Raw genomic sequence first — 19973 nt, 5'->3', positions numbered from 1 at the left:
TTATATATGTAATAAATTGTATTGCTTTTTAATTTCAAATATTTGAGATTCTGCTTCTAAAGAATTTTTGGCTAATTTGGCAAATTCTTGAAATCTTCTCAACTCTCTTTCTAAATATTTTCTCTCATATTCAAAATTTTCAATATCTGCTCCTCGAGGTATAACCAAAAAATCATAAATATGTGCATATTTTTTGCCAGGACTTTTTCTTAAAATACGGCCTCTTCGTTGTATAAACTCTTTTGGATTAGAGCTACTTGATAAAATAAAAGCTCTCCTCACACTAGGTATATCAACACCCTCATCAAGACATTTTATAGCCACTAGGCCATCAATTAAATCATTTTCTAGTTTCATTATTAGATTATTTCTTTGCCATTTATCTTCTAATGCGGTAAATGGTTCAACATTCATGCCTAGACTTCTTAAAAGGTTTGTATATTTATCAATATTACGAATTTTTTTATCATTTTTGTATTCAATTTCTGATGATACATAAAAAAGATTTTTTTTGGAATTAATTAAATTATTTTTTGTTAATATTTCTTTTAATTTGTGTATTTTATTTTGTGCAGATTCAATGATTTTTGCTCGTTTGATAAGTAACATTTTTAAAAAACCAGGAATATTTTCTTCATTGTCTTCATTGATGGGACGAAATTGAGATATTTTTTCAGAAAGGGCTATATATTCTTTTTCTTCTTCTTCAGTTAAATAAACAAAAATAGGATGATAATAATATTCAGTTAAATAACCATTATCTATTGCTTCTTTTAATGTAAATTCATAAACTATTTTGCCAAAATAATTTAATAATGCTTTTGTACCTTCTTCATCAAAGTGTCGCTGGGGCGTTGCTGATAATCCTAATCTAAATTTTGCATTATCGAGATAGTTTTCTTTTATTTCTTTACTTCCAAAATTATGGACTTCATCAACAATAAGAAATAGATTATTTAATCTATTAATGAGGCTTTGAAATTTCTTGCTTTTATATGTATTATTAGTTGTGATTGCAAAAACTGGTTTTTTATTTAATAAGTTATTAGTAATTTTTGTGGATAACTCTTTTTGCCAATTTGGATAATCAGAATTACATCTAATCAATTCAATATTGAATTCTTTTGCTTCAATATACCATTGTTCCAATAAATGTTTATATGGTACAACAATTAGTACTGGTAAACTTTTTATTTCTTCTAATAATTTCACAATTGTATATAAAGCTGTTTTGGTTTTCCCTGACCCTGTGGCCATTGATAGAATGCCTCTACCATTATTTTTCAGCCAAGCTTTAATAGCTTCTTTTTGATATGTTCTTATTTCGAAATCAGGTGGTATAGAAGGCAAGTAATTAGCTATCATTAAGTTTTGGGAAGGTTTTTTGTATGGTCTAGAATAAGACTTCAATTCAAATAGTTTGTTTTTTATAATATCATTTATTTCATAAACCATAATATTAGGGTCTTTATTTTCCCAAAGATTTTGAAATCTCTTGTAAGTTTCTATACAAAAATTTTTACTAGTATCATCTTTCCATAAACAAAAAACTGTTATGGATTCATAATTTAAAAACCCTTTCATAGTTTCATTTATGGAGCCTATAAATGCGACCATATTATTTTCTTCATCGATAAATACGCCAAATTTATCATGAAAATCACCGCCTTCTAAATTATACCTAGGTATAGCAAATCTAAACTCTAATAGGCCATCATAAACTAACCATCCAAGGAGATTCTTCGTATTTTCTTCTAATTCTTTTTCTAAAACACTTATATTTTTTAATATTTTTTTATCCAATAGAGATGGGTCAAATTTTCCTTGTAGGGCTTCTAAATCATTTTTGTCTAATATTGGACTTGTTATATATTGTGCTTTTCCGCCATTTTCAATAAATTTTGCCAAACCTTTTGCGTTTTGAGATAGCCATCCAGAAGTAAAATATCCAACACCCCTTTTGTATCTAGTGGAATTTTCAAATGCAGGAGTGAAAAAATCTTTTATGATATCTGATTCAGAGGTATTATAGGAGGATCTAAAATTAAGTTCTTTTAATGACATTATTCCACTTATGAAAGTTAAAAATATTGATATTTTTTTATTATACATTTAGAAATTAAAAAAAAACTTATATGCAATCAAATCACTCTGTCTTGATGGTGCTATAATTGGACAAAACGAAAAGAATAATTTGGAATGGATATGTGAATACAACAAAGTGGTGAAACTGTTAATACAGATGCTATATAAGTATTATAACACTGCTTTTATATGTGAGCATAACCATGAAATTGCAATAATGGGTAGCAATAGGGTAGCAAATGTGATTTGTTCATTTCCTTAAAAAGGTTTATAAAATTCGAATTTATAGGGATTATTGGAAAGTCATCAATGGTCGGAGTGGCGGGATTTGAACCCGCGACCTCTACCACCCCAAGGTAGCACGCTAACCAGGCTGCGCCACACCCCGAAATTTTTATGGAAATTATAAAGCGATTCTTCTGCGAAGTCAATATTTGGACGAGATTAGTTGGTTTCATACCAAACATTCTATCTTTTTAATGAGAGATGCAGAGCTTTATGCCTTAGCCCTCTTCATAGAGCTTGAGTATTTTTAGAGGCTCCAGTGAGATGGCTTTGAAGGCCGGATAGAGGCTGGCAATGATACCAATGATCATAGAGAGCATCGTTGCTATAATCAACGTTTGAATAGGAATAAACCATGGCCAATGGGCGATATATTCGATAAGAAAAAGAAGAATCAGAGCAACTCCTGCGCCCAGTACCGCTCCTGCCATACTGAGTATCGTTGACTCTAGTAGAAATTGTCCAAAAATATCTGTTTTCCTGGCACCAACAACCCGCTTAATGGCTATCTCTATTACCCTTTCATAGACTGAAAGAGCCATTATGGCAATGATACCAAGGATACCTACACTATAGGCGATCGTTGCAACAATGATGCTGAGAACGGAAAAAAGATGTTCCATTTTTGAAGAAGTTGCACTGGCTACTTCGTATTCCATAACGCTAAAATCTTTTTTGCCGTGTCTTTTTTGTAAAAGATCGCTGATCTGCTTGATGAGAAATCTGTTTTGATCACTGCTTTTCGAGAGCACAAAAATAGCATCGAGCCAGTTGCTTTTTGTAAGGAGTCTTTGCATCACGGTTATTGGAACAAAGATAGTACTATCATAATCTTCCATTCCGATATTGCCACGAGCTGCCAAGACCCCTCGAATAGAAAAAGGGATATTCGCTATAAAAATATGTTGGCCAAGAGGGCAGGAGATGTCGAAAAAATCTTTCGTTGTTTGTGATCCTATTACCGCTACTTTTTGAAAATCTGTAAAAGTTCTTCCGCATAAAAATGTAAAATCCAAAAGAGAAAAAAAAGCACTATCGACGCCCATGATCTCTCTTGGTTCCACGCGCTTTTTGGTACTGACGGGCAATGTCGCATTCTTCATCAAAGCAATGCCTTCTACACCGTCAATCTTGTCTCGGATCGCAACAGCATCACTTGTTGTGAGTGTTTGTACATTGCCCAGCATAGCACTTTTATGGCCAAAAACGATCAAATTACCTGGCGTAATGACAATGATTCGGCTTCCAAATGTCCCAAGTTCTTGCAGTGTTTTTTGTCGCATCGCTCCGCTGATACCGCTCATGAGAACCAATGTCAGTACTCCAAGTGCAATGCCTGCAATGGCAATAGCGGTTCTTTTTTTATTCCTTGCAAGATAGGCGTACAGTTCTTCTATGTAAAGCCACTTCATATGCGTTGCCTCAATGCTTCTATCGGGTTAAGCGATGCAGCCTCTTTAGCTGGAGATGAAGCGGCTAAAAACGCGGTGACAATAGAAAAAATAGTAGCTATGAAGAATGCTTTTATGGGATAGAGGACAGGAATTTTTAGTAGGGGCAAGATATAATGCACACTCAAAAATCCAAAGAGCGTTCCTAGGAGCGCTCCCATCAGCGCAATTACAGAAGCTTCAAAAATGATACGAAAGAAAATATCTTTTTTGGTTGCGCCGATTGCTCGTCGCAAGCCGAGCTCCCACGCTCGTGTTTTGTTGTTGATAAGAAAGATATTGGAAAGGACAAAACCGCTTACGAAAAGTGCCGTAAAAGATGCTATACCCAAAAAGAGCGTCAAAGATGTACTGAGCATCGAGAGAAACTTCATGATTTTTTGGGGTGTGATGAGAAAATAGTCATCGGGTTTGAGCGTTTTGTTTAAAATTGTCTCAATATCGTTCAAAACTCTTTTATAGTCGGCATCACGGGAGACTTTTGCCACCATCGCAAATATTTTTTGATATTCATGCTGGATAAATTTTCTATATGTAGAGACAGGCATCATAATACGTTCATCCATGCTGTTGCCTCTGGGACTTTTCCCTCTTTTTTGATAGACGCCGATAACCCGAAAGGGTTCTTTGCCGATGAAGAGTGTTTTTCCCAAAGGATTTTTTCCTTGAAAAAACTCCTGGACTATATCTTGTCCGACAACCACCACTTTGGAAAAATTTTGAAAATCTTTTGGCAAGAAAAACCGTCCCCATTTGGGCCTATATCCAAAATGTTCAAGCGTACCCAGTGTAAAACCTTCGACAAGCAGTTTTTTTCCGAAGTTCTTTCGTTTTACGTTCACTTTCTTGACGTAGAAGTAGTCAAGACTTTTGATTCCATCTATTTTTTTGATGAGATTGTATTGATGAATGTCCAGTTTCATGGGAATGTGTCGAAAAGAGACGCGACTTCCAAAGCTTGAGCGTATCAAAATGGTGTCGCTTCCAAGCATGTCGATAATCTTTTTTGCTTTGAGTTGGCTGCCTTCGATGGCTGCTACTATGAAAACGAGAGAAGCAATGCCAAGAACAATTCCAAGCAGTGCAAAAAGCGTGCGCCCTTTATAGAAAAAAAGAAATGCGAAAAGATCACGTAGATAGAATCTGACCATCTTGTATCCGAATCACTCGTTGAGCGTATTTGGCCATGTTTTCATCATGGGTGACTACTATAACTGTGCGTCCCTCTTCATTGAGGTTTTTAAGAATCTCCATGACTATTTTGGCATTTTTGGTGTCGAGTTGCCCCGTTGGCTCATCAGCGAGGATGATTTGGGGTTCATTGATGAGTGCTCTTGCGATGGCGACCCGCTGCTTTTGGCCTCCTGAGAGTTGATCTGGATAGAAATCTATCCTATCAAAGAGTTGCAGTTTTTCAAGGAGCGCTTTTGCATCCTCTTTCGACTTAGAGGTTTTGGCATAGAGCGTTGGTACAAGAACGTTATCGAGGATAGTGAGATACGGAATGAGATAAAAAGCTTGAAAAATAAATCCAAACATGCTGTTTCGAAGATGTGAAAGCTCATCGTCGCTCAAGTTGGCTACATTGTTTCCATTGATACGATACTCTCCCATAGAAGGCTTATCCAGGCATCCCAAGATATAGAGCAGTGTTGATTTTCCACTTCCGCTGCTTCCCATGATGGCTACGAACTCGCCTTGTTCGACACAGAAACTTACATCCTTTAAAACAGTCGTTTCGATATCACCAGTACGATACTTTTTTGTGATATGTTTACACTCAATGAGCACTCTTTGACTCCATCAAAACGATATCGCCTTCTTTGAGACCGGAAAGGATTTGTGTATAGTGTTCATCGGAAATCCCGGGTTGTACTCTCTGTTCTACCACTTTGCTACCCCTTTTGAGATAGACGAAAAAGTGTCCATTTTTGAATTTGACTGCTTGATTTGGGAGGCGAAGAACATTTTTGATGATTTGTACGATGATTTTGTTGTGTGTTGTCATTTCTGGCCGCAGCAACGCAGCATCGTTAAATGATTTGACAACGCCTACATAGTAGACAACCCCGTTTTGAATCTCTGGTTGAGGATAGATTTGATCGATCTTTCCTTGAAAATCTTTTTTCCCAAAACTATCCACGTGAAAGAGGACATGCATACCTTTTTTTATTTTTGCTATGACAGTTTCGTCGATATAGATACGATTTTCCAATCGATTTGGATCAAGAATCTTCGCAAACTGCGGAGCATTGAGTCCTGCGACTACCGTTTCGCCTTTTTGTGTAGAAATATAGGTGATGATTCCGTCAAAAGGGGCTTTGATTGTAGCGTAGCTGAGGCGGATTTTCGCTTGCTCCATTTTTGCTTTGGCAATTGCCGAATCGTGGATGAAGCTTTTTTGCATCTTTTCCAGGGCCAGTTGTGCTGCTTGGGCGTTGAGTTTGGCTTGTTGCAGGGCATTGAGAGCCTCTTCATAGTTTTTTTGTTTTCTGTATGCTTCAGTACATACGGTCTTGTACTCTTTTTCGCTTATACTTTTTCTTTTTCGAAGTTGTTTTTTGTTTTCGCATAGCCAGTTGGCCGTTTTGGCATCTGCTTTGGCAGCTTCAAGTACAAGCTTTGCATTTTTGACAGAGAGTTTTGCTTTTTTGACCTCTTTTTGGAGACGTTCTATCTCTTTTGGATAGGTATCGAGTATTTTTTGAAGCTCCTCTTTGGCAATCGTAAGAGCTTTTTGGAGCTCTTGATCATCGATCTTGGCTATTGTAGTTCCTTTTTTGACAAAATCACCCACTTTGATCGGTTCATCTGTGACCATTCCAGTCACTCGTGCTCCAATTTTAACTTCCGCTCCCACTGAAGGTTTGATGACCCCTGTGGCTTCGACGCTTTGGACTACATCCCCTTTTGCAACCGTTACTTTGACGGTATGAAAGAGCTTGTTTCGATCTTTATTATGTTGCCAAAGAAAAAAAACTCCTACAAACAATGAAGCAGTGATAAAGAGTGCAAAAAGGATTTTTTTCATTGTACCCATCCATTTTGTCTCAATTATATCTTATCATGACACAGTGTCAAAGGTCCATCAAAAACAACATGTAAAGATGAATCGATTCGTATAAAAAAGCCTTTGAAACGAACACCTTTTTGGAGCGCTTTAAAAAATATTGTTTGAAATTCTAGATCCCGTGTCGGATGCGGTTTAAAGCATGCACATTTTCTCACGGCCATGATGAGGATATAGGCGTTGAAACCTTTTTCTTTTGCTTTGATGAGATCGCGTATATGCTTGACGCCTCTTGACGTTGGAGCATTGGGGAAGAGACAAAGGTTGTCTTGGACGAGGCTGCATCCTTTGAGTTCGATAAACGCATCGTCTGCTTTGAAATCGAGCCTGCTGTTTTCAAAAAGTACTTCTGCTTGGAGTGTTTTTGGAATAAATCCCAAAACACCCTGCTTAATCGCTTTTTGTGCGATTGGTCGGTGAAGTTTTGTATTGATCAAAACCCATCCCTCTTCCATTTTGGCAGCTATCAAGGTGTAGTCGGTTTTGAGACCCGGGCGATTTTTTAAAAGAAGGAGTGCCCTGTTTGGTGTGAGGATCTCTTCAAGCCTTCCAGTATCGGCGATATGGACTTTTTTGACTTGATTATCAACAAAAGCAGTCGCTAAAAAGCGGTTTTGGCGTTTTATCAGCGAGCCGGTTGTCAGCTCGCCCAAGGTTGTGAGATCAAAGAGGATCACAGTTCTCTAGGATCTGCGATCTTGCCAGCCACGGCACTTGCAGCTGCAACTGCCGAGTTCGCTAAGTAAATTTCACTCGTTCTAGCTCCCATTCGGCCCACAAAGTTTCTGTTTGTCGTACTTACGCATCGCTCATTGTCAGCCAAAATTCCCATATATCCGCCTAGACATGCTCCGCATGTAGGATTGGATACGACTGCACCTGCATCGATGAGAATATCGATATAGCCTCGCTTTTCTGCCTCTTTGAGGATCTTTTGCGTTGCAGGAGTGACGATCATTCGTGTATGGCGTGCAACTTTTCGCCCCTTTAGAATCTCAGCCGCTATTGCAATATCACTGAGGCGTCCATTGGTACAGCTTCCGATAAAGACTTGATCCACTTTGAGATCCATCTTTGCCGCTTCACTGATAGGACGGCCGTTGCTTGGAAGGTGCGGAAATGCAATGACCGGCTCAAGATTGTTCACATCGATTTCGATTACTTGCTCATACTCAGCATCCTCGTCGCTATAATGGATTTTTGGTTCACGTGCGAGTGGCTTATCGGCCAAGAAGGCTTTTGTTACTTCATCAACGGCGATGATTCCGTTTTTTGCTCCCGCTTCGATAGCCATGTTGCAAAGACTGAACCGTCCGTCCATATCGAGGTTTTCTATGGTGTCACCGGTAAACTCAAGGGCTTTGTAGAGCGCTCCATCAACGCCGATTCTTCTGATAAGCTCCAAGATAAGATCTTTTCCATATACATGTTCGCCAAGTTTGCCAGTGTAGATGACTTTGATAGAAGGCGGCACCTTAAACCAGTTTTTGCCGGTGATCATCCCGTATGCCAGGTCCGTACTCCCCATCCCGGTAGCAAAGGCTCCAAGAGCTCCATGGGTACAAGTGTGTGAATCCGCGCCGATAATCACATCACCTGGAACCACGAGCCCTTTTTCGGGCAAAAGGGCGTGTTCGATTCCCATATCCTTTTCATCGAAAAAGTGTTTGAGATTGTGCTCATAGGCAAACTCTCGGCTGATTTTTGCCTGATTGGCACTGGCGATATCTTTTGCCGGAATAAAATGGTCCAAAACGATGGCAAAATTGTCCGGTTTTGCCAGTTTTTTAGCACCACTGTCTCGAAACGCTTTGATGGAGATCGGTGTGGTGATGTCGTTGCCGATGATCATATCAAGTTCACATTCAACTATCTCTCCTGCCTTGACTTCGCGACCCACATGTTCGCTAAATATCTTTTCCGTAATTGTCTGACCCATTATGCGCCTTTAAAAGAGTTTTTGCTATTTTATCAAAAAAGATTGAGGTAGGGATGAAGTATAAAGAGTTACGGGAGATCGTAAAGTATCTTGAACAGTTTCGACATCTCAATGATATTGCCAGAGTGGATGATAATGTTTTGCGGGCTGTTTTTGACAAAGAGGAGATCTTTTTTGATCTGAATCGCAGTAAAAATCTCATCTATATGCGAGACGATTTTGTTAAAACCAGGTTTTACAACGCCCCTTTTGACAAGATGCTTGCGAAAAAGTGCAAAAAAAGTCTCATTGAAAGAATAGAACTTGACGAGAATGATAAAATCGTTCGTATTCACTGCAGGAAAAAGGGCTCCTACAAAGAAGAGTCAGCTATTTTGCAGCTTGAATTCACCGGGCGCCATGCAAATGCCATCATGTTGGATGAAAAGGGGAATGTCCTTGAAGCACTCCATCACGATTTCCATAGAGATATCAAACCTGGTCGTCCTCTTTTTCCTTTGACTCCACCCAATAAACTTGATAGAAGTGAACTGCATATTGAAAATATAAAAAACTATTTATTGGGTATGTATAAAGAAGATCTCGCAAAGCGTCTGCAGATTGCAAAAACATCAAAACTCTTGCAGCTTCAAAAGCAAAAAGAGAAACTCCAACAGCTTCTACAAAATCTTGATCAAGAAAGTACACTTTTGCATGAAGCAAACGAGGAGGAGAAAAAAGGGCAGATCGTGCTGGCAAATCTCCATACAATCAAACCATACCAAAGGGTATATGAAGGAGCCGATTTTGAAGGCAATGCCATACGCTTTGAACTGCCCCAAGAGGCAAAAAGTGCTGCGATGATGAGCGATCTCTTTTTCAAGCGTGCAAAGAAGCTTCGTCAAAAAGCGCAAAATATCCACATCCAAAGAGAAAATATCCAAGAAAAACTGGACTTTTTGGAAAAGAAAGCCAATCTTGTGAGAAATGCCAAAAAAGTGGAAGATATAGAACTGCTTTTTAGCAAAAGTGCCAAAAAAGAGTCCAAAAAGGATAAAAACTACGAAAGGTTCAATATTGCTGGCTATGATGTCTATATAGGCAAAAACAGAAAAGGCAATATAGAGCTTTTGAAAAAAGCAAAAGCGAGTGATGTTTGGTTGCATCTCAAAGATATGCCATCCGCCCATGTGATTATTTCGACAAACAAACAAAACATACCTATGGAAGTGCTGGAGCAAGCGGCGAAACTGTGTGCGAGTTTCAGTGCCAAACATCCCGGCAGTTACAATGTAGACTATACACAAAGGCGAAACGTCAAGCCAAAAGAGGGAGCGAACGTGGAGTATGTAAAATATAAGACGATCCGTGTTACAATTGAATAAAAAAGGGATTGAATGAGTGAATTTGCCAAACGAATGGTAACAGGAGTGGTTTTAATTGCAGTTGTCGCCCTTGTTGCCTGGATCGATAGTTTTTTTCTCACATGGCTCTTTTTTGGCATAATCTTTTTGCTTGCATTTTATGAAGCGATGCGATTGTATGGAATGCAAAACTACAATTCTCTCTATTTTTGGGCATTTTTTACCTGGATTGTCGCATCATTCTATCCCAACCCTGATGATCTCTTCTTTTTGGTTGCACTTGTCTTTGCCGGCTACGAAGCCTTTACGCAAGACAAGGATTCAAAGAAGTTTTTACCTTTTCTCTATCCAATGGCCTCCTTTCTATTTTTGCTCTCTTTGTACCACGATTTTGGTATGGAAGCGCTTGTATGGCTTGTCATCGTTGTGGCTTTGACTGATGTAGGAGCCTATTTTACAGGACGGGCCATAGGCAAACACCCTTTTTGTAAGACCTCTCCCAAAAAGACATGGGAGGGTGTCTTTGGTGGAGTGATTGTCGCCACAATTTTTGGAAGCTGGTATGGAGTACAACTGGTGGAGTTGTGGCAATCTATCGTGATATCGCTCTTGGCTTCATTTGCTGGCGTTTTTGGGGATCTTTTTGAGAGCTATCTCAAAAGAAGAGCCGGAGTCAAAGATAGTGGCAATATCTTGCCGGGCCACGGAGGGATTCTTGACCGAGTGGATGGATATCTATTTGCAGCGCCAACAATGGTGATACTGCTAAGAGGACTGCTATGAAAATAGCGCTTCTTGGCTCCACTGGTTCGATCGGAACAAATACGCTGAAAATTTGTAAGCAGTTTGGAATCGAAGTTGAGGTACTGGTAGCTGGAAACAACATCGAGTTTTTGAAAAAGCAGATAGAGATTTTCCACCCAAGAATTGTCGTTACCGCTAATCCATGTAAGATTGATGCTCCTGTCGTTTTGCATGGTGAAGATGGGATTTTGGCAGCGCTTGCAATGTGTGAGAGTGAACTGGTTGTCAACGCTCTTGTGGGATTTTTGGGACTTCGGCCCACACTCAAAGCTATCGAACTTGGCAAACGAGTGGCCTTGGCCAACAAAGAGTCGCTTGTAGTGGCGGGAAAATTTATAGATACCTCCAAAATTACGCCGATCGATAGTGAACATTTTGGACTTTGGTACCTTTTGCAAAACAGTTTCAAACCAAAACGACTCATTTTGACGGCCAGTGGCGGGGCTTTTCGCGACTGGAAGATAGAAAAGATTGCGAGCGCTACACTGCAGGACGCCCTGAAACATCCCAACTGGAGTATGGGAACGAAAATCACCATCGACAGTGCAACCATGGTCAATAAGCTTTTTGAAGTTTTGGAAGCCTACTGGCTTTTTGGATGTGACAATATTGATGGAGTGATTGAGCCAAGCTCGATTGTTCATGGAATTGTGGAATTTATAGACGGCAGCACCACATTTCATGCGAGCATACCCGATATGAAACTTCCCATTGCCTATGCTCTTGGTATCAGTAATCAGCCAATCCTGGAATCTGTAGATATTTTTAAGATAAAGACAGCCTTTGAGCCAATTGACCAAAAACGTTATCCTGTATGGCAGATAAAAGAGCGGCTTCTCAAGCGCCCTGAACTTGGTGTTGTAGTCAATGCGGCCAATGAAGCGGCAATCGAACAATTTATCGAAGGTCAGAAAGCTTTTGGGTTTATTGCAGAGGCTGTTTTGCGAAGTATAGAGAAATTTTTCGATACAGAAGTGCAGAGCGTGGAAGCTATATTTGCAATAGACAAAAAGGTGCGCGGCTATGTTCAAACTCTTTAATCTTTTATTGATCGTTTTGCTTTTTAGTGGCTGTATGGAGCGTACGCAAAAACTTGAACAAAAAAAAGATGAGCTTTTGGAAAGAAAAGCGAGAATTGAAGCTAGACTGCAAAAGGCTAGAGAAGAGGCGGATAAGCAAAAAGAGCTGGCACTCACAAAAATGCAGCAAGAGATAGAAAAGCTGGCACTGCAAAGAAGCAAAAATGAAGCCCAAAAAGAGGTGGAGATTGCCAAAATCAAAGCAAAGCAGGCTTTGGAACTCCAAAAAATTGAGCAAACATATAAACTCAAAGAGCTGGAACTCAAAAAGCAAAAAGAGCTTTTGGAACTGCAAAATCAAAAGATTATCGCACAAAAAGAGCTTGAACTCAAAAAGCAGTTTTTGCTTTTTTCTTTGATCGCACTGGTGATCATATTAGTTGTAGTTTTGATCGTGCTGTACTTTTACAAAAAGAGAAAAGACAAACTTATCGCCTATCACGACAATTTGGAAAAATATTTTCGTCTCAAAGAGAACGAGGCGAAAGTGGCAATCGCCAATAAGATCATCGATACGATCGCAGAAGGAAAACTCACTCCTGAGCAAGAGCAACGCCTGCTTGGCGTACTCAAAGGAGAGACGAAAGAGCTTCCAAAAGAGATAGAGAACAAAAAAGAGGAGCCGATAGAGGCAGAAGTTGAGGAGAAAAAGGATGGATAGGTTTTTGATTTTACACGGATGGGGAGGAAGCGACTATCCCCACTGGCAAAGCTGGCTGGCTGGTGAACTGGCCAAAGAGTATGGAACGGTTAGTTTTCCCCTTATCCATCATCCTCACCATCCTAATAAAAGTAAATGGATGAGTCAGTTTAAAAAGCATTTGAAAAATTTTAAGCCAACAACCGTAATATGTCATTCACTTGCGTGTACCGTATGGATGGCGTTGTGTGAAGAGGGTGAGATTGATGAGGTTGAGCGGTTACTCCTTGTGGCACCTCCAAGCAAGCATACCGATATAAAACTTCTGGAGCAGTTTTTCCCACACGTTTTACCTAAAAACCTTTTTGCACAAGAGGTGCAGTTGGTGGTTTCGACGAACGACCCATACCTACGCCTTGAAGAGGCCCACTATTTGCAAAACCATTTTGGTTGCGAGATGCTCATTTTGCAAGATGCAGGGCATATCAATGAAAAAAGCGGCTATGGCAAGTGGCCATGGGTGCTGGAGTGGGCCAAAAGAGATCCCAGTGTTGTATCGGAGCCGATATGATTTTGAGTATCGAAAGCAGTTGTGACGATAGCTCTATCGCCATAACAAGGATTAAAGATTATAAACTTCTATTTCACAAAAAAATATCCCAAGAGCTTGCACACAGCGAGTATGGAGGAGTAGTCCCAGAGCTTGCAAGCAGGCTCCATGCCGAGGCATTGCCGAAAATTTTGGAAGAGGCAAAAGAGTTTTTACCACAAATCAAAGCGATTGCTGTTACCAATGAGCCTGGTCTCTCTGTTACCCTTCTTGAGGGCATCATGATGGCAAAGGCGCTTCATTTGGCCCTGAATGTGCCGCTTATTGGCGTCAATCACCTCATCGGTCACGTCTATTCGCTCTTTATCGAAAAAGAGGCTGTTTTGCCAAAAATGGTACTCCTTGTCAGCGGAGGCCATACGATGATACTTGATGTCAAAGGGTATAAAGATATCAAGGTTTTGGCAACGACACTGGATGACAGTTTTGGAGAGAGTTTCGATAAGGTGGCGAAGATGATGGGGCTTGGATACCCTGGAGGGCCTGTCATCGAAAAACTGGCTCAAAAGGGTGATGCAAATAGATTTGATTTCCCAATTCCACTCAAAAATGCAAAAGAGTTGGCCTTTAGCTATTCAGGTTTGAAAAATGCCGTGCGCCTGGCACTGAGTGAGATGGAAAATCTCAGTGAGCAGGATATGGCAGATATCGCTGCCTCTTTTCAAAAAGCGGCAATTGCCCATCTTTTGCAAAAAACGAAAAAAGCGTGCGAAATTTACAAACCTTCCGATTTTGCCATCGTAGGAGGAGCCAGTGCAAATATGGCCCTTCGCAAAGCCTTTGAACAAGAGTGTGCAAAAAGAGCCATTCCTATCGCTTTTGCAAAACTTGAATATTGCAGTGACAATGCAGCTATGATAGGAAGGGCGGCAGTGGAAGCATTTTTGATGAACGATTTTACCGATATGGATGCTCTTGTTGCCATTCCAAGAAGCTGTTTTGTGTAAAAAGGTAACATATTGGCCCCCATTTTCTCTTCAAAGAAAAAATGAGAGAAAATTTGTCTTATTTGAGCTATAATTTCTTTATGAGCATCTGCTCCAAAACAAAAAATGAAAAAGGAGGTTGCATATGGCAACTGTTACACTAAAAGGAAATCCAGTAAATTTGGAAGGAAATGAAGTAAACGTAGGAGATAAAGCTCCTGAGGCTACTGTTGTTACAACAGGTCTTGAAGAGAAAAAAGTGGGTGGTGCACAAGGAAACGTTCAGATGATCGTTGTAGTTCCATCTCTTGACACTCCAGTGTGTGCTACTGAAACAAGAAAATTCAACGAAGAAGCTTCAAACATTGAAGGCGTTGATGTTACTGTAGTATCCATGGACCTTCCGTTCGCAAGCAAAAGATTCTGTTCGACTGAAGGTGTTGAAAACCTAACTGTTGCAAGTGACTATAGAAACAGAGATTTCGGTGAAAAATATGGTGTTGTAATCGCTGAAGGACCACTCAAAGGAATCCTTGCAAGAGCTATTTTCATTATCGATAAAGACGGAAACGTTGTATACAAGCAACTCGTTCCAGAGATCACTGAAGAGCCTAATTACGAAGAGGCTTTGGAAGCTGCAAAAAAAGCGGCAGCTGCATAAAACTTTAGGGGGTTTTTTCCCCTAAACGATAATCACTTCTTCTTCTAAAACAATTCCATATTTTTGTAAAACTTTCTCTTTTGCTATCGTGATGAGTTCCACCGCTTCTGTAAAGGTACCTTTGCCGTAATTGATCAAAAAATTGGCATGTACAGGACTAAAAGCCATATCACCGATCCGCTTGCCTTTAAGACCTACAGCTTCAATAAGCCTCCCAGCATATTCACCAGGTGGATTTTTAAAAACACTTCCGGCACTTGGCTCCTTTGGCTGATTGGATCGAAGTGACAGCAGTTTTTGGCGAAGAGCTTCATTATAGCCTTTTTCGATACGAAACACCGCTTCATAGATAATGGCGTTGATACTACTTTTTCGGTAGCTTAAACCAAGAGCCTTTGCCGGAAGAAAGCCTTTGGCTGTTTCGATACCAAGCAAAAGGTTTTTTATTTCATACTCCTTGACACCAGCATTCATCTTCACGGCACCCCCGATGGTTCCGGGAAGCTTGCTCAAAAACTCAAATCCACCAATATCATGTTTTTTGCAAAATGAGACTACTTTTCCAGTTGGTGTTGCAGCACCAATTTTGAGTTTGTCCCCATCGATTCGGATATAGTCGAAAGCTTTTGAGAGACTAGCGAGTCTTGGAGGGTTTGGTGAGACCAAAAGATTGTTGGCTCCGCCGATCAAAAAGTACTCTTCAAATTGTGGATCGATCTGTTCGATCAGCTCGACATCTGCTATGGGACCTATTTTAATGGAACTATACTTGGCAAAATCAATTTTTTTCTTCATAAACCTCGATCCGATCTCGTCCGCGCTCTTTAGCGCGATACAGAGCTTTATCCGCTTGTATCAGCAGCTGTTGCAAATTGATGTTTTCATGGGGTTTTGAAAAAGCTATGCCAATGCTGACACTGAGGTTGTTTGATGGAGCGACCTCAATTTTTCGAACGTTTTCTAAAATTTTATTGGCTATGAATCGTACGTTGTTCAAATTTTCATCGATGATACATACGGCAAACTCTTCGCCACCCATACGTGCGACGATGTCGTACCCCCGCAAACTCTTTTGTAAAATTTTGGCGAAACTGGTAAGAATCTCATCACCTTGGGCATGACCATATTGGTCATTGATCTGCTTAAAATGGTCCAAGTCTATGGAAAGCAGAGCGATTGGAAGAGATTTGCGTTTTGCCAGATTGATCTTTTTCGTGCACTCTTCGAAAAAAAAACGGCGATTATAGAGCTGAGTCAAAGGATCCGTTGTAGAGAGTTTGTAGAGATTTTCAGTAATTTGTTGATATTTTTGGGCAAATTCGAACAGTTTCTGTTCTATAATCCATCCAAAGAGAGCTGCAGCAATGATAGAAAGATATATGGAAGCTTGTATGTACGGAATAGTGGTGTGAAAAAGCAATATTGCAGCAGCCAAAGTGATGAAGGTGATGAGTGTACCAATTTTCAACCTGGCAAGAATCATGGCTGACATGGCGATGGGAGGATACCAGACAATAGCATAAGGATTAAATTCGTACTTGGTGACAAAATAGACAAGCAAGATTAAAATTATATAGTTGCCGATCAAGAAAAGTGGCAAAAACTCCAATTTCTTTTCGAAAAGAAAGAGTGTTATAGCGAGAGTTATAAGAGCGAAAAAATCGAATACCAGAAAGGAACTAAGATGTTTAGAGTGTGATAGTACGTGGATGAAAATACCGGTTATGATAACGACGATGGTAAGAATGATAGAAAATTTAATTATTTTGATACGAAAATTTTTTAGTAAATCATTTTGTTTCATATTATGCATTGTAAAGTGTCTCAACTGAATCTAAGCTTTTTATACTCGGTGGGAATGAGAAAATCTTTTGTGCGAATGGGGCAGTCATACAACCCATGTTCATATCCTATGGCAAAAAGGGTATCAAGCGCTTCATATTGCCTTTCATTCATTTCGATGGAGTGTTCATTGGCATAAAGGCTCAGATATTTTTCGAGCTGCTTGTCATCCACGCGAACAAGATTTCTCTCTAGAAGCATACGGGAAAGGAGTTTGCCGTGATTGTGGGCGACTTCCACGGCTTTGATAAGCATCCTTTCACTTTCAATCGCTTTATTGAGGGGGATGGAGCGTCTCAAAGCCATACCGCCAAGAGGCAGCGGCAGCTCCTTTTTTGCTAGTTCCACCCAGATATCCCAAATCTCGCGCTCTACCTCCAGGCTCTCATCGAAATTCAAAATCGATTCATGGATTAAGACCCCTGCATCCACATTTCCATCCAAAACAGCTTTTTCAATCTCTAAAAAATTCATGTAAACCGGTCTCGCTTCAGGATAGGCGATACGAAAGAGCATGGCGTTTGTGGTGTATCGGCCGCTCAAGGCCACCTTGAAATTTTTTTTGAGTCTCTTTCCCTTTTTTTTGATTAGTTTCGGTCCATACCCTTGTCCGAAGCTGACCGCTGTTTTCAAAAGAGCATATTCGTTTCTTATTTTCGGATAGAGCGCGAAGCTAATAGCGGTGATGTCGTAAAAATTTTCCAAGGCTTTCTCATTGAGGGTTTCGATATCGAGGGCTATATTTTCAAATCTGATCTCTTTGGAGCTGATCCAGCCAAATTTGATGGCGTAAAACATAAAGATATCATCTGCATCGGGTGAGTGGGCGACGGTATAGGTGGACATTAGAGCCTTTCTAAGATTTTTATGGATATTTTACTTAAAAAAAGCTAAAATATTCAAAAATATTTTCAAGAGGGACAAATGGATACGAATAAGCAAAAAGCATTGGATCTTGCTATTAAACAGATCGACAAGGCTTTTGGGAAAGGAGCACTTGTCAAGCTTGGTGACAAGCAGATTGAGCCGATCGAATCGATCTCGACCGGTTCGCTGGGGCTCGATCTTGCTCTTGGAATCGGAGGTGTTCCAAAAGGAAGAATCGTTGAGATATATGGGCCTGAGAGTTCGGGTAAGACCACATTGGCTCTTCAAATTATCGCTGAAGCGCAAAAAAAGGGAGGTGTAGCTGCTTTTATCGATGCAGAACACGCTCTTGATGTACTGTATGCGAAAAATCTCGGTGTCGATATCGACAATCTGCTGGTTTCTCAGCCAGATTTTGGAGAGCAAGCTCTCGATATTGTCGAAACCATTGCGCGAAGCGGAGCGGTGGATGTGATCGTTATCGACTCCGTAGCGGCTTTGACACCGAAAGCGGAGATCGAAGGGGAGATGGGGGATTCCCATATGGGTCTTCAGGCAAGACTCATGAGCCAGGCTCTGAGAAAGCTCACCGGTGTTGTCCACAAAATGGACACAACAGTCATTTTCATCAACCAGATCCGTATGAAAATAGGGGCTATGGGATACGGTACCCCTGAGACCACTACAGGAGGGAACGCCCTCAAGTTTTATGCATCCGTGCGAGTAGATGTGCGAAGAATCGCTACGCTCAAGCAGGGTGAGAGTCAAATAGGAAACAGAGTACGCGCAAAAGTGGTGAAAAACAAAGTGGCCCCGCCGTTTAGACAGGCTGAATTCGACATCATGTTTGGCGAAGGCATCAGTAAAGAAGGGGAACTTATCGATTATGGTGTGAAGATGGACATCATCGATAAAAGCGGAAGCTGGTTCAGTTACAAAGATATAAAATTGGGACAAGGTAGAGAAAACGCCAAAGCCTATCTCAAAGAGCATCCCGAAGTTGCACAAGAGATCGAAAATGAGATCAGGCGAGCCATGGGAATGGATGATAGCGTGATGATGGTACCAGAAAATGAAATGAGCGAAGAATAAAGGAGAATCGATGGTTTATATTGACAATATTGCTGCGCAAGAAGTTTTGGACAGTAGAGGAAACCCAACGGTAAAAGCGACGGTAATTTTGAGTGATGGAACGGTGGCAAGCGCTATTGTACCGAGTGGTGCGAGTACGGGGAAAAGGGAAGCGTTGGAGCTTCGAGACGGTGATGATCGATTTGGTGGCAAGGGTGTTTTGAAAGCGTGTGAAAATGTGGAAGTGGCCATTGCGGATGAGCTTGTAGGACTCAGTCCATACAATCAAGCCGAGATCGATGCTATCATGAAAGAGCTTGATGGCACAAACAACTATTCAAAACTTGGCGCAAATGCCGTGCTTGGTGTCTCCATGGCGGTAGCTAGAGCGGCAGCGAAAAGCCTGCATATGCCACTGTATCGCTATCTTGGCGGTGCCAACGGTGTTATCGTACCAACGCCTATGCTCAATATCATCAATGGTGGAGCGCATGCGGATAACGATGTGGATTTGCAGGAGTATATGATCATGCCGACGGGATTTGACAGTTTCAAAGAGGCTCTTCGAGCAAGTGCTGAAATCTACCATACGCTCAAAAAACTTTTGGCTGAAGATGGTCATCCGACGGCTCTAGGTGACGAAGGTGGATTTGCGCCAAACTTTAAAAACAACGAAGAGCCGATCGAGTATATTTTAAAAGCGATCGAGAAAGCGGGATATAAACCTGCAGATGAGGTGAATATTGCGCTCGATGCAGCAAGCAGTGAATTCTACAAAGATGGTAAGTATGAACTCAAAGGCGATAACAAGGTGCTCAGCGCCGAGGAGCTGGCTGAATTCTATGCTGATCTGGTAGCGAAATACCCGATCGTTTCACTTGAAGATGGTATGGCGGAAGATGACTGGGAAGGATGGAAGATCCTTACAGAAAAACTTGGCGATAAAATCCAACTTGTTGGGGATGATCTTTTTGTTACCAACAAAACTATTTTAGCTGAGGGCATCGAAAAGGGAATCGCGAACGCCATTTTGATCAAACCGAACCAGATCGGAAGTGTGAGTGAAACGATGCAAACGGTACGGCTTGCGCAAAGAAACGGATATAACTGCGTCATGAGCCACAGAAGTGGTGAGAGTGAAGATGCCTTTATCGCTGATTTTGCAGTAGCTCTCAATACGGCCCAGATCAAAACGGGTGCACCGGCTAGAGGGGAACGAACAGCGAAATACAACAGACTCCTAGAGATTGAGCGAGATCTTCTGTATCCTGAATACATAGGAAAAGAGCTTTTCTAACAG

The 19973-nt window shown here is 40.7% G+C and carries 19 protein-coding genes and 1 tRNA gene; 9 read left to right on the top strand and 11 right to left on the bottom strand.

Annotated elements, in window-relative coordinates; translation table 11 throughout:
- From NIS_RS08905 to leuC, 8 genes are all read right to left on the bottom strand, one after another.
- Nucleotides 1–2064: a DNA phosphorothioation system restriction enzyme gene (locus NIS_RS08905; RefSeq protein WP_012083044.1), complete on the bottom strand. Its 2064-nt coding sequence runs from the start codon at nt 2062–2064 to the stop codon at nt 1–3.
- Between the two features lie 331 nt (nt 2065–2395).
- A tRNA-Pro gene (locus NIS_RS08900) sits at nt 2396–2473 on the bottom strand.
- A 115-nt stretch (nt 2474–2588) separates the two neighbouring features.
- On the bottom strand, nt 2589–3782 hold the full coding sequence (locus tag NIS_RS08895; RefSeq protein ID WP_012083043.1) for an ABC transporter permease: 1194 nt from the start codon (nt 3780–3782) through the stop codon (nt 2589–2591).
- On the bottom strand, nt 3779–4972 hold the full coding sequence (locus NIS_RS08890; protein ID WP_012083042.1) for an ABC transporter permease: 1194 nt from the start codon (nt 4970–4972) through the stop codon (nt 3779–3781). Before NIS_RS08890 ends, NIS_RS08895 begins: the two co-directional genes overlap by 4 nt.
- Nucleotides 4950–5612 (bottom strand): ABC transporter ATP-binding protein, encoded by a 663-nt coding sequence (locus NIS_RS08885; RefSeq protein ID WP_012083041.1) that lies wholly within the window; start codon nt 5610–5612, stop codon nt 4950–4952. Before NIS_RS08885 ends, NIS_RS08890 begins: the two co-directional genes overlap by 23 nt.
- Entirely contained in the window at nt 5602–6852 is a 1251-nt protein-coding gene (locus tag NIS_RS08880) for an efflux RND transporter periplasmic adaptor subunit (protein ID WP_012083040.1), read from the bottom strand. The genes NIS_RS08885 and NIS_RS08880 overlap by 11 nt, the downstream gene beginning before the upstream one ends.
- A gap of 23 nt (nt 6853–6875) precedes the next feature.
- Nucleotides 6876–7568, bottom strand: coding sequence for a DNA/RNA nuclease SfsA (gene sfsA, locus NIS_RS08875; protein WP_012083039.1), 693 nt, complete (start codon nt 7566–7568; stop codon nt 6876–6878).
- Entirely contained in the window at nt 7565–8830 is a 1266-nt protein-coding gene (leuC, locus tag NIS_RS08870) for a 3-isopropylmalate dehydratase large subunit (RefSeq protein ID WP_012083038.1), read from the bottom strand. The genes sfsA and leuC overlap by 4 nt, the downstream gene beginning before the upstream one ends.
- 53 nt (nt 8831–8883) lie before the next feature.
- On the opposite strand from leuC, the gene NIS_RS08865 reads away from it, so the two are divergent.
- The 7 genes from NIS_RS08865 (at nt 8884) to tpx (ending at nt 14893) form a co-directional block, all read left to right on the top strand.
- Nucleotides 8884–10194, top strand: a complete 1311-nt coding sequence (locus NIS_RS08865; protein WP_012083037.1) for an NFACT RNA binding domain-containing protein — start codon at nt 8884–8886, stop codon at nt 10192–10194.
- A 12-nt stretch (nt 10195–10206) separates the two neighbouring features.
- The gene (locus NIS_RS08860; RefSeq protein WP_012083036.1) at nt 10207–10956 is read left to right on the top strand and encodes a phosphatidate cytidylyltransferase; all 750 of its coding nucleotides are present in this window, start codon (nt 10207–10209) and stop codon (nt 10954–10956) included.
- Nucleotides 10953–12017, top strand: a complete 1065-nt coding sequence (gene dxr, locus NIS_RS08855; protein ID WP_012083035.1) for a 1-deoxy-D-xylulose-5-phosphate reductoisomerase — start codon at nt 10953–10955, stop codon at nt 12015–12017. Before NIS_RS08860 ends, dxr begins: the two co-directional genes overlap by 4 nt.
- Nucleotides 12001–12717: a hypothetical protein gene (locus tag NIS_RS08850; RefSeq protein WP_012083034.1), complete on the top strand. Its 717-nt coding sequence runs from the start codon at nt 12001–12003 to the stop codon at nt 12715–12717. The genes dxr and NIS_RS08850 overlap by 17 nt, the downstream gene beginning before the upstream one ends.
- A complete protein-coding gene (locus NIS_RS08845; protein WP_012083033.1) occupies nt 12710–13267 on the top strand; it encodes an RBBP9/YdeN family alpha/beta hydrolase in 558 nt (185 codons plus the stop codon). Before NIS_RS08850 ends, NIS_RS08845 begins: the two co-directional genes overlap by 8 nt.
- On the top strand, nt 13264–14253 hold the full coding sequence (tsaD, locus tag NIS_RS08840) for a tRNA (adenosine(37)-N6)-threonylcarbamoyltransferase complex transferase subunit TsaD (RefSeq protein ID WP_012083032.1): 990 nt from the start codon (nt 13264–13266) through the stop codon (nt 14251–14253). The genes NIS_RS08845 and tsaD overlap by 4 nt, the downstream gene beginning before the upstream one ends.
- 124 nt (nt 14254–14377) lie before the next feature.
- Nucleotides 14378–14893: a thiol peroxidase gene (gene tpx / locus NIS_RS08835; protein ID WP_012083031.1), complete on the top strand. Its 516-nt coding sequence runs from the start codon at nt 14378–14380 to the stop codon at nt 14891–14893.
- A 21-nt stretch (nt 14894–14914) separates the two neighbouring features.
- Here the strand turns inward: tpx and NIS_RS08830 are convergent, their stop codons facing one another.
- The 3 genes from NIS_RS08830 to NIS_RS08820 are packed head-to-tail and all read right to left on the bottom strand — an operon-like array spanning nt 14915 to nt 17581.
- On the bottom strand, nt 14915–15688 hold the full coding sequence (locus NIS_RS08830; protein ID WP_012083030.1) for a UDP-N-acetylmuramate dehydrogenase: 774 nt from the start codon (nt 15686–15688) through the stop codon (nt 14915–14917).
- Nucleotides 15672–16697: a GGDEF domain-containing protein gene (locus NIS_RS10100; RefSeq protein WP_050724146.1), complete on the bottom strand. Its 1026-nt coding sequence runs from the start codon at nt 16695–16697 to the stop codon at nt 15672–15674. Before NIS_RS10100 ends, NIS_RS08830 begins: the two co-directional genes overlap by 17 nt.
- 20 nt (nt 16698–16717) lie before the next feature.
- Complete coding sequence (locus tag NIS_RS08820) at nt 16718–17581, bottom strand: menaquinone biosynthesis family protein (protein WP_012083028.1); 864 nt, start codon at nt 17579–17581, stop codon at nt 16718–16720.
- 78 nt (nt 17582–17659) lie between these two features.
- Here NIS_RS08820 and recA point away from each other — a divergent pair, with 78 nt between their 5' ends.
- Both recA and eno read left to right on the top strand, forming a co-directional pair.
- Nucleotides 17660–18694, top strand: a complete 1035-nt coding sequence (gene recA, locus NIS_RS08815) for a recombinase RecA (protein ID WP_012083027.1) — start codon at nt 17660–17662, stop codon at nt 18692–18694.
- A gap of 10 nt (nt 18695–18704) precedes the next feature.
- Nucleotides 18705–19970: a phosphopyruvate hydratase gene (gene eno, locus NIS_RS08810; protein WP_012083026.1), complete on the top strand. Its 1266-nt coding sequence runs from the start codon at nt 18705–18707 to the stop codon at nt 19968–19970.
- Nucleotides 19971–19973: the final 3 nt, after the last annotated feature.

This window comes from Nitratiruptor sp. SB155-2, assembly GCF_000010325.1.
GTDB lineage: Bacteria > Campylobacterota > Campylobacteria > Campylobacterales > Nitratiruptoraceae > Nitratiruptor.
This window is presented reverse-complemented; position numbering and strand designations above follow the sequence as displayed.

Coding starts and splice junctions, on each gene's coding strand:
- tsaD (WP_012083032.1), top strand. CDS start 13,264: ATGATTTTGAGTATCGAAAGCAGTTGTGACGATAGCTCTATCGCCATA.
- recA (WP_012083027.1), top strand. CDS start 17,660: ATGGATACGAATAAGCAAAAAGCATTGGATCTTGCTATTAAACAGATC.
- NIS_RS08845 (WP_012083033.1), top strand. CDS start 12,710: ATGGATAGGTTTTTGATTTTACACGGATGGGGAGGAAGCGACTATCCC.
- dxr (WP_012083035.1), top strand. CDS start 10,953: ATGAAAATAGCGCTTCTTGGCTCCACTGGTTCGATCGGAACAAATACG.
- NIS_RS08860 (WP_012083036.1), top strand. CDS start 10,207: ATGAGTGAATTTGCCAAACGAATGGTAACAGGAGTGGTTTTAATTGCA.
- NIS_RS08830 (WP_012083030.1), bottom strand. CDS start 15,688: ATGAAGAAAAAAATTGATTTTGCCAAGTATAGTTCCATTAAAATAGGT.
- NIS_RS08890 (WP_012083042.1), bottom strand. CDS start 4,972: ATGGTCAGATTCTATCTACGTGATCTTTTCGCATTTCTTTTTTTCTAT.
- leuC (WP_012083038.1), bottom strand. CDS start 8,830: ATGGGTCAGACAATTACGGAAAAGATATTTAGCGAACATGTGGGTCGC.
- NIS_RS08880 (WP_012083040.1), bottom strand. CDS start 6,852: ATGAAAAAAATCCTTTTTGCACTCTTTATCACTGCTTCATTGTTTGTA.
- tpx (WP_012083031.1), top strand. CDS start 14,378: ATGGCAACTGTTACACTAAAAGGAAATCCAGTAAATTTGGAAGGAAAT.
- NIS_RS10100 (WP_050724146.1), bottom strand. CDS start 16,697: ATGAAACAAAATGATTTACTAAAAAATTTTCGTATCAAAATAATTAAA.
- NIS_RS08865 (WP_012083037.1), top strand. CDS start 8,884: ATGAAGTATAAAGAGTTACGGGAGATCGTAAAGTATCTTGAACAGTTT.
- NIS_RS08905 (WP_012083044.1), bottom strand. CDS start 2,064: ATGTCATTAAAAGAACTTAATTTTAGATCCTCCTATAATACCTCTGAA.
- NIS_RS08850 (WP_012083034.1), top strand. CDS start 12,001: ATGTTCAAACTCTTTAATCTTTTATTGATCGTTTTGCTTTTTAGTGGC.
- NIS_RS08820 (WP_012083028.1), bottom strand. CDS start 17,581: ATGTCCACCTATACCGTCGCCCACTCACCCGATGCAGATGATATCTTT.
- eno (WP_012083026.1), top strand. CDS start 18,705: ATGGTTTATATTGACAATATTGCTGCGCAAGAAGTTTTGGACAGTAGA.
- NIS_RS08895 (WP_012083043.1), bottom strand. CDS start 3,782: ATGAAGTGGCTTTACATAGAAGAACTGTACGCCTATCTTGCAAGGAAT.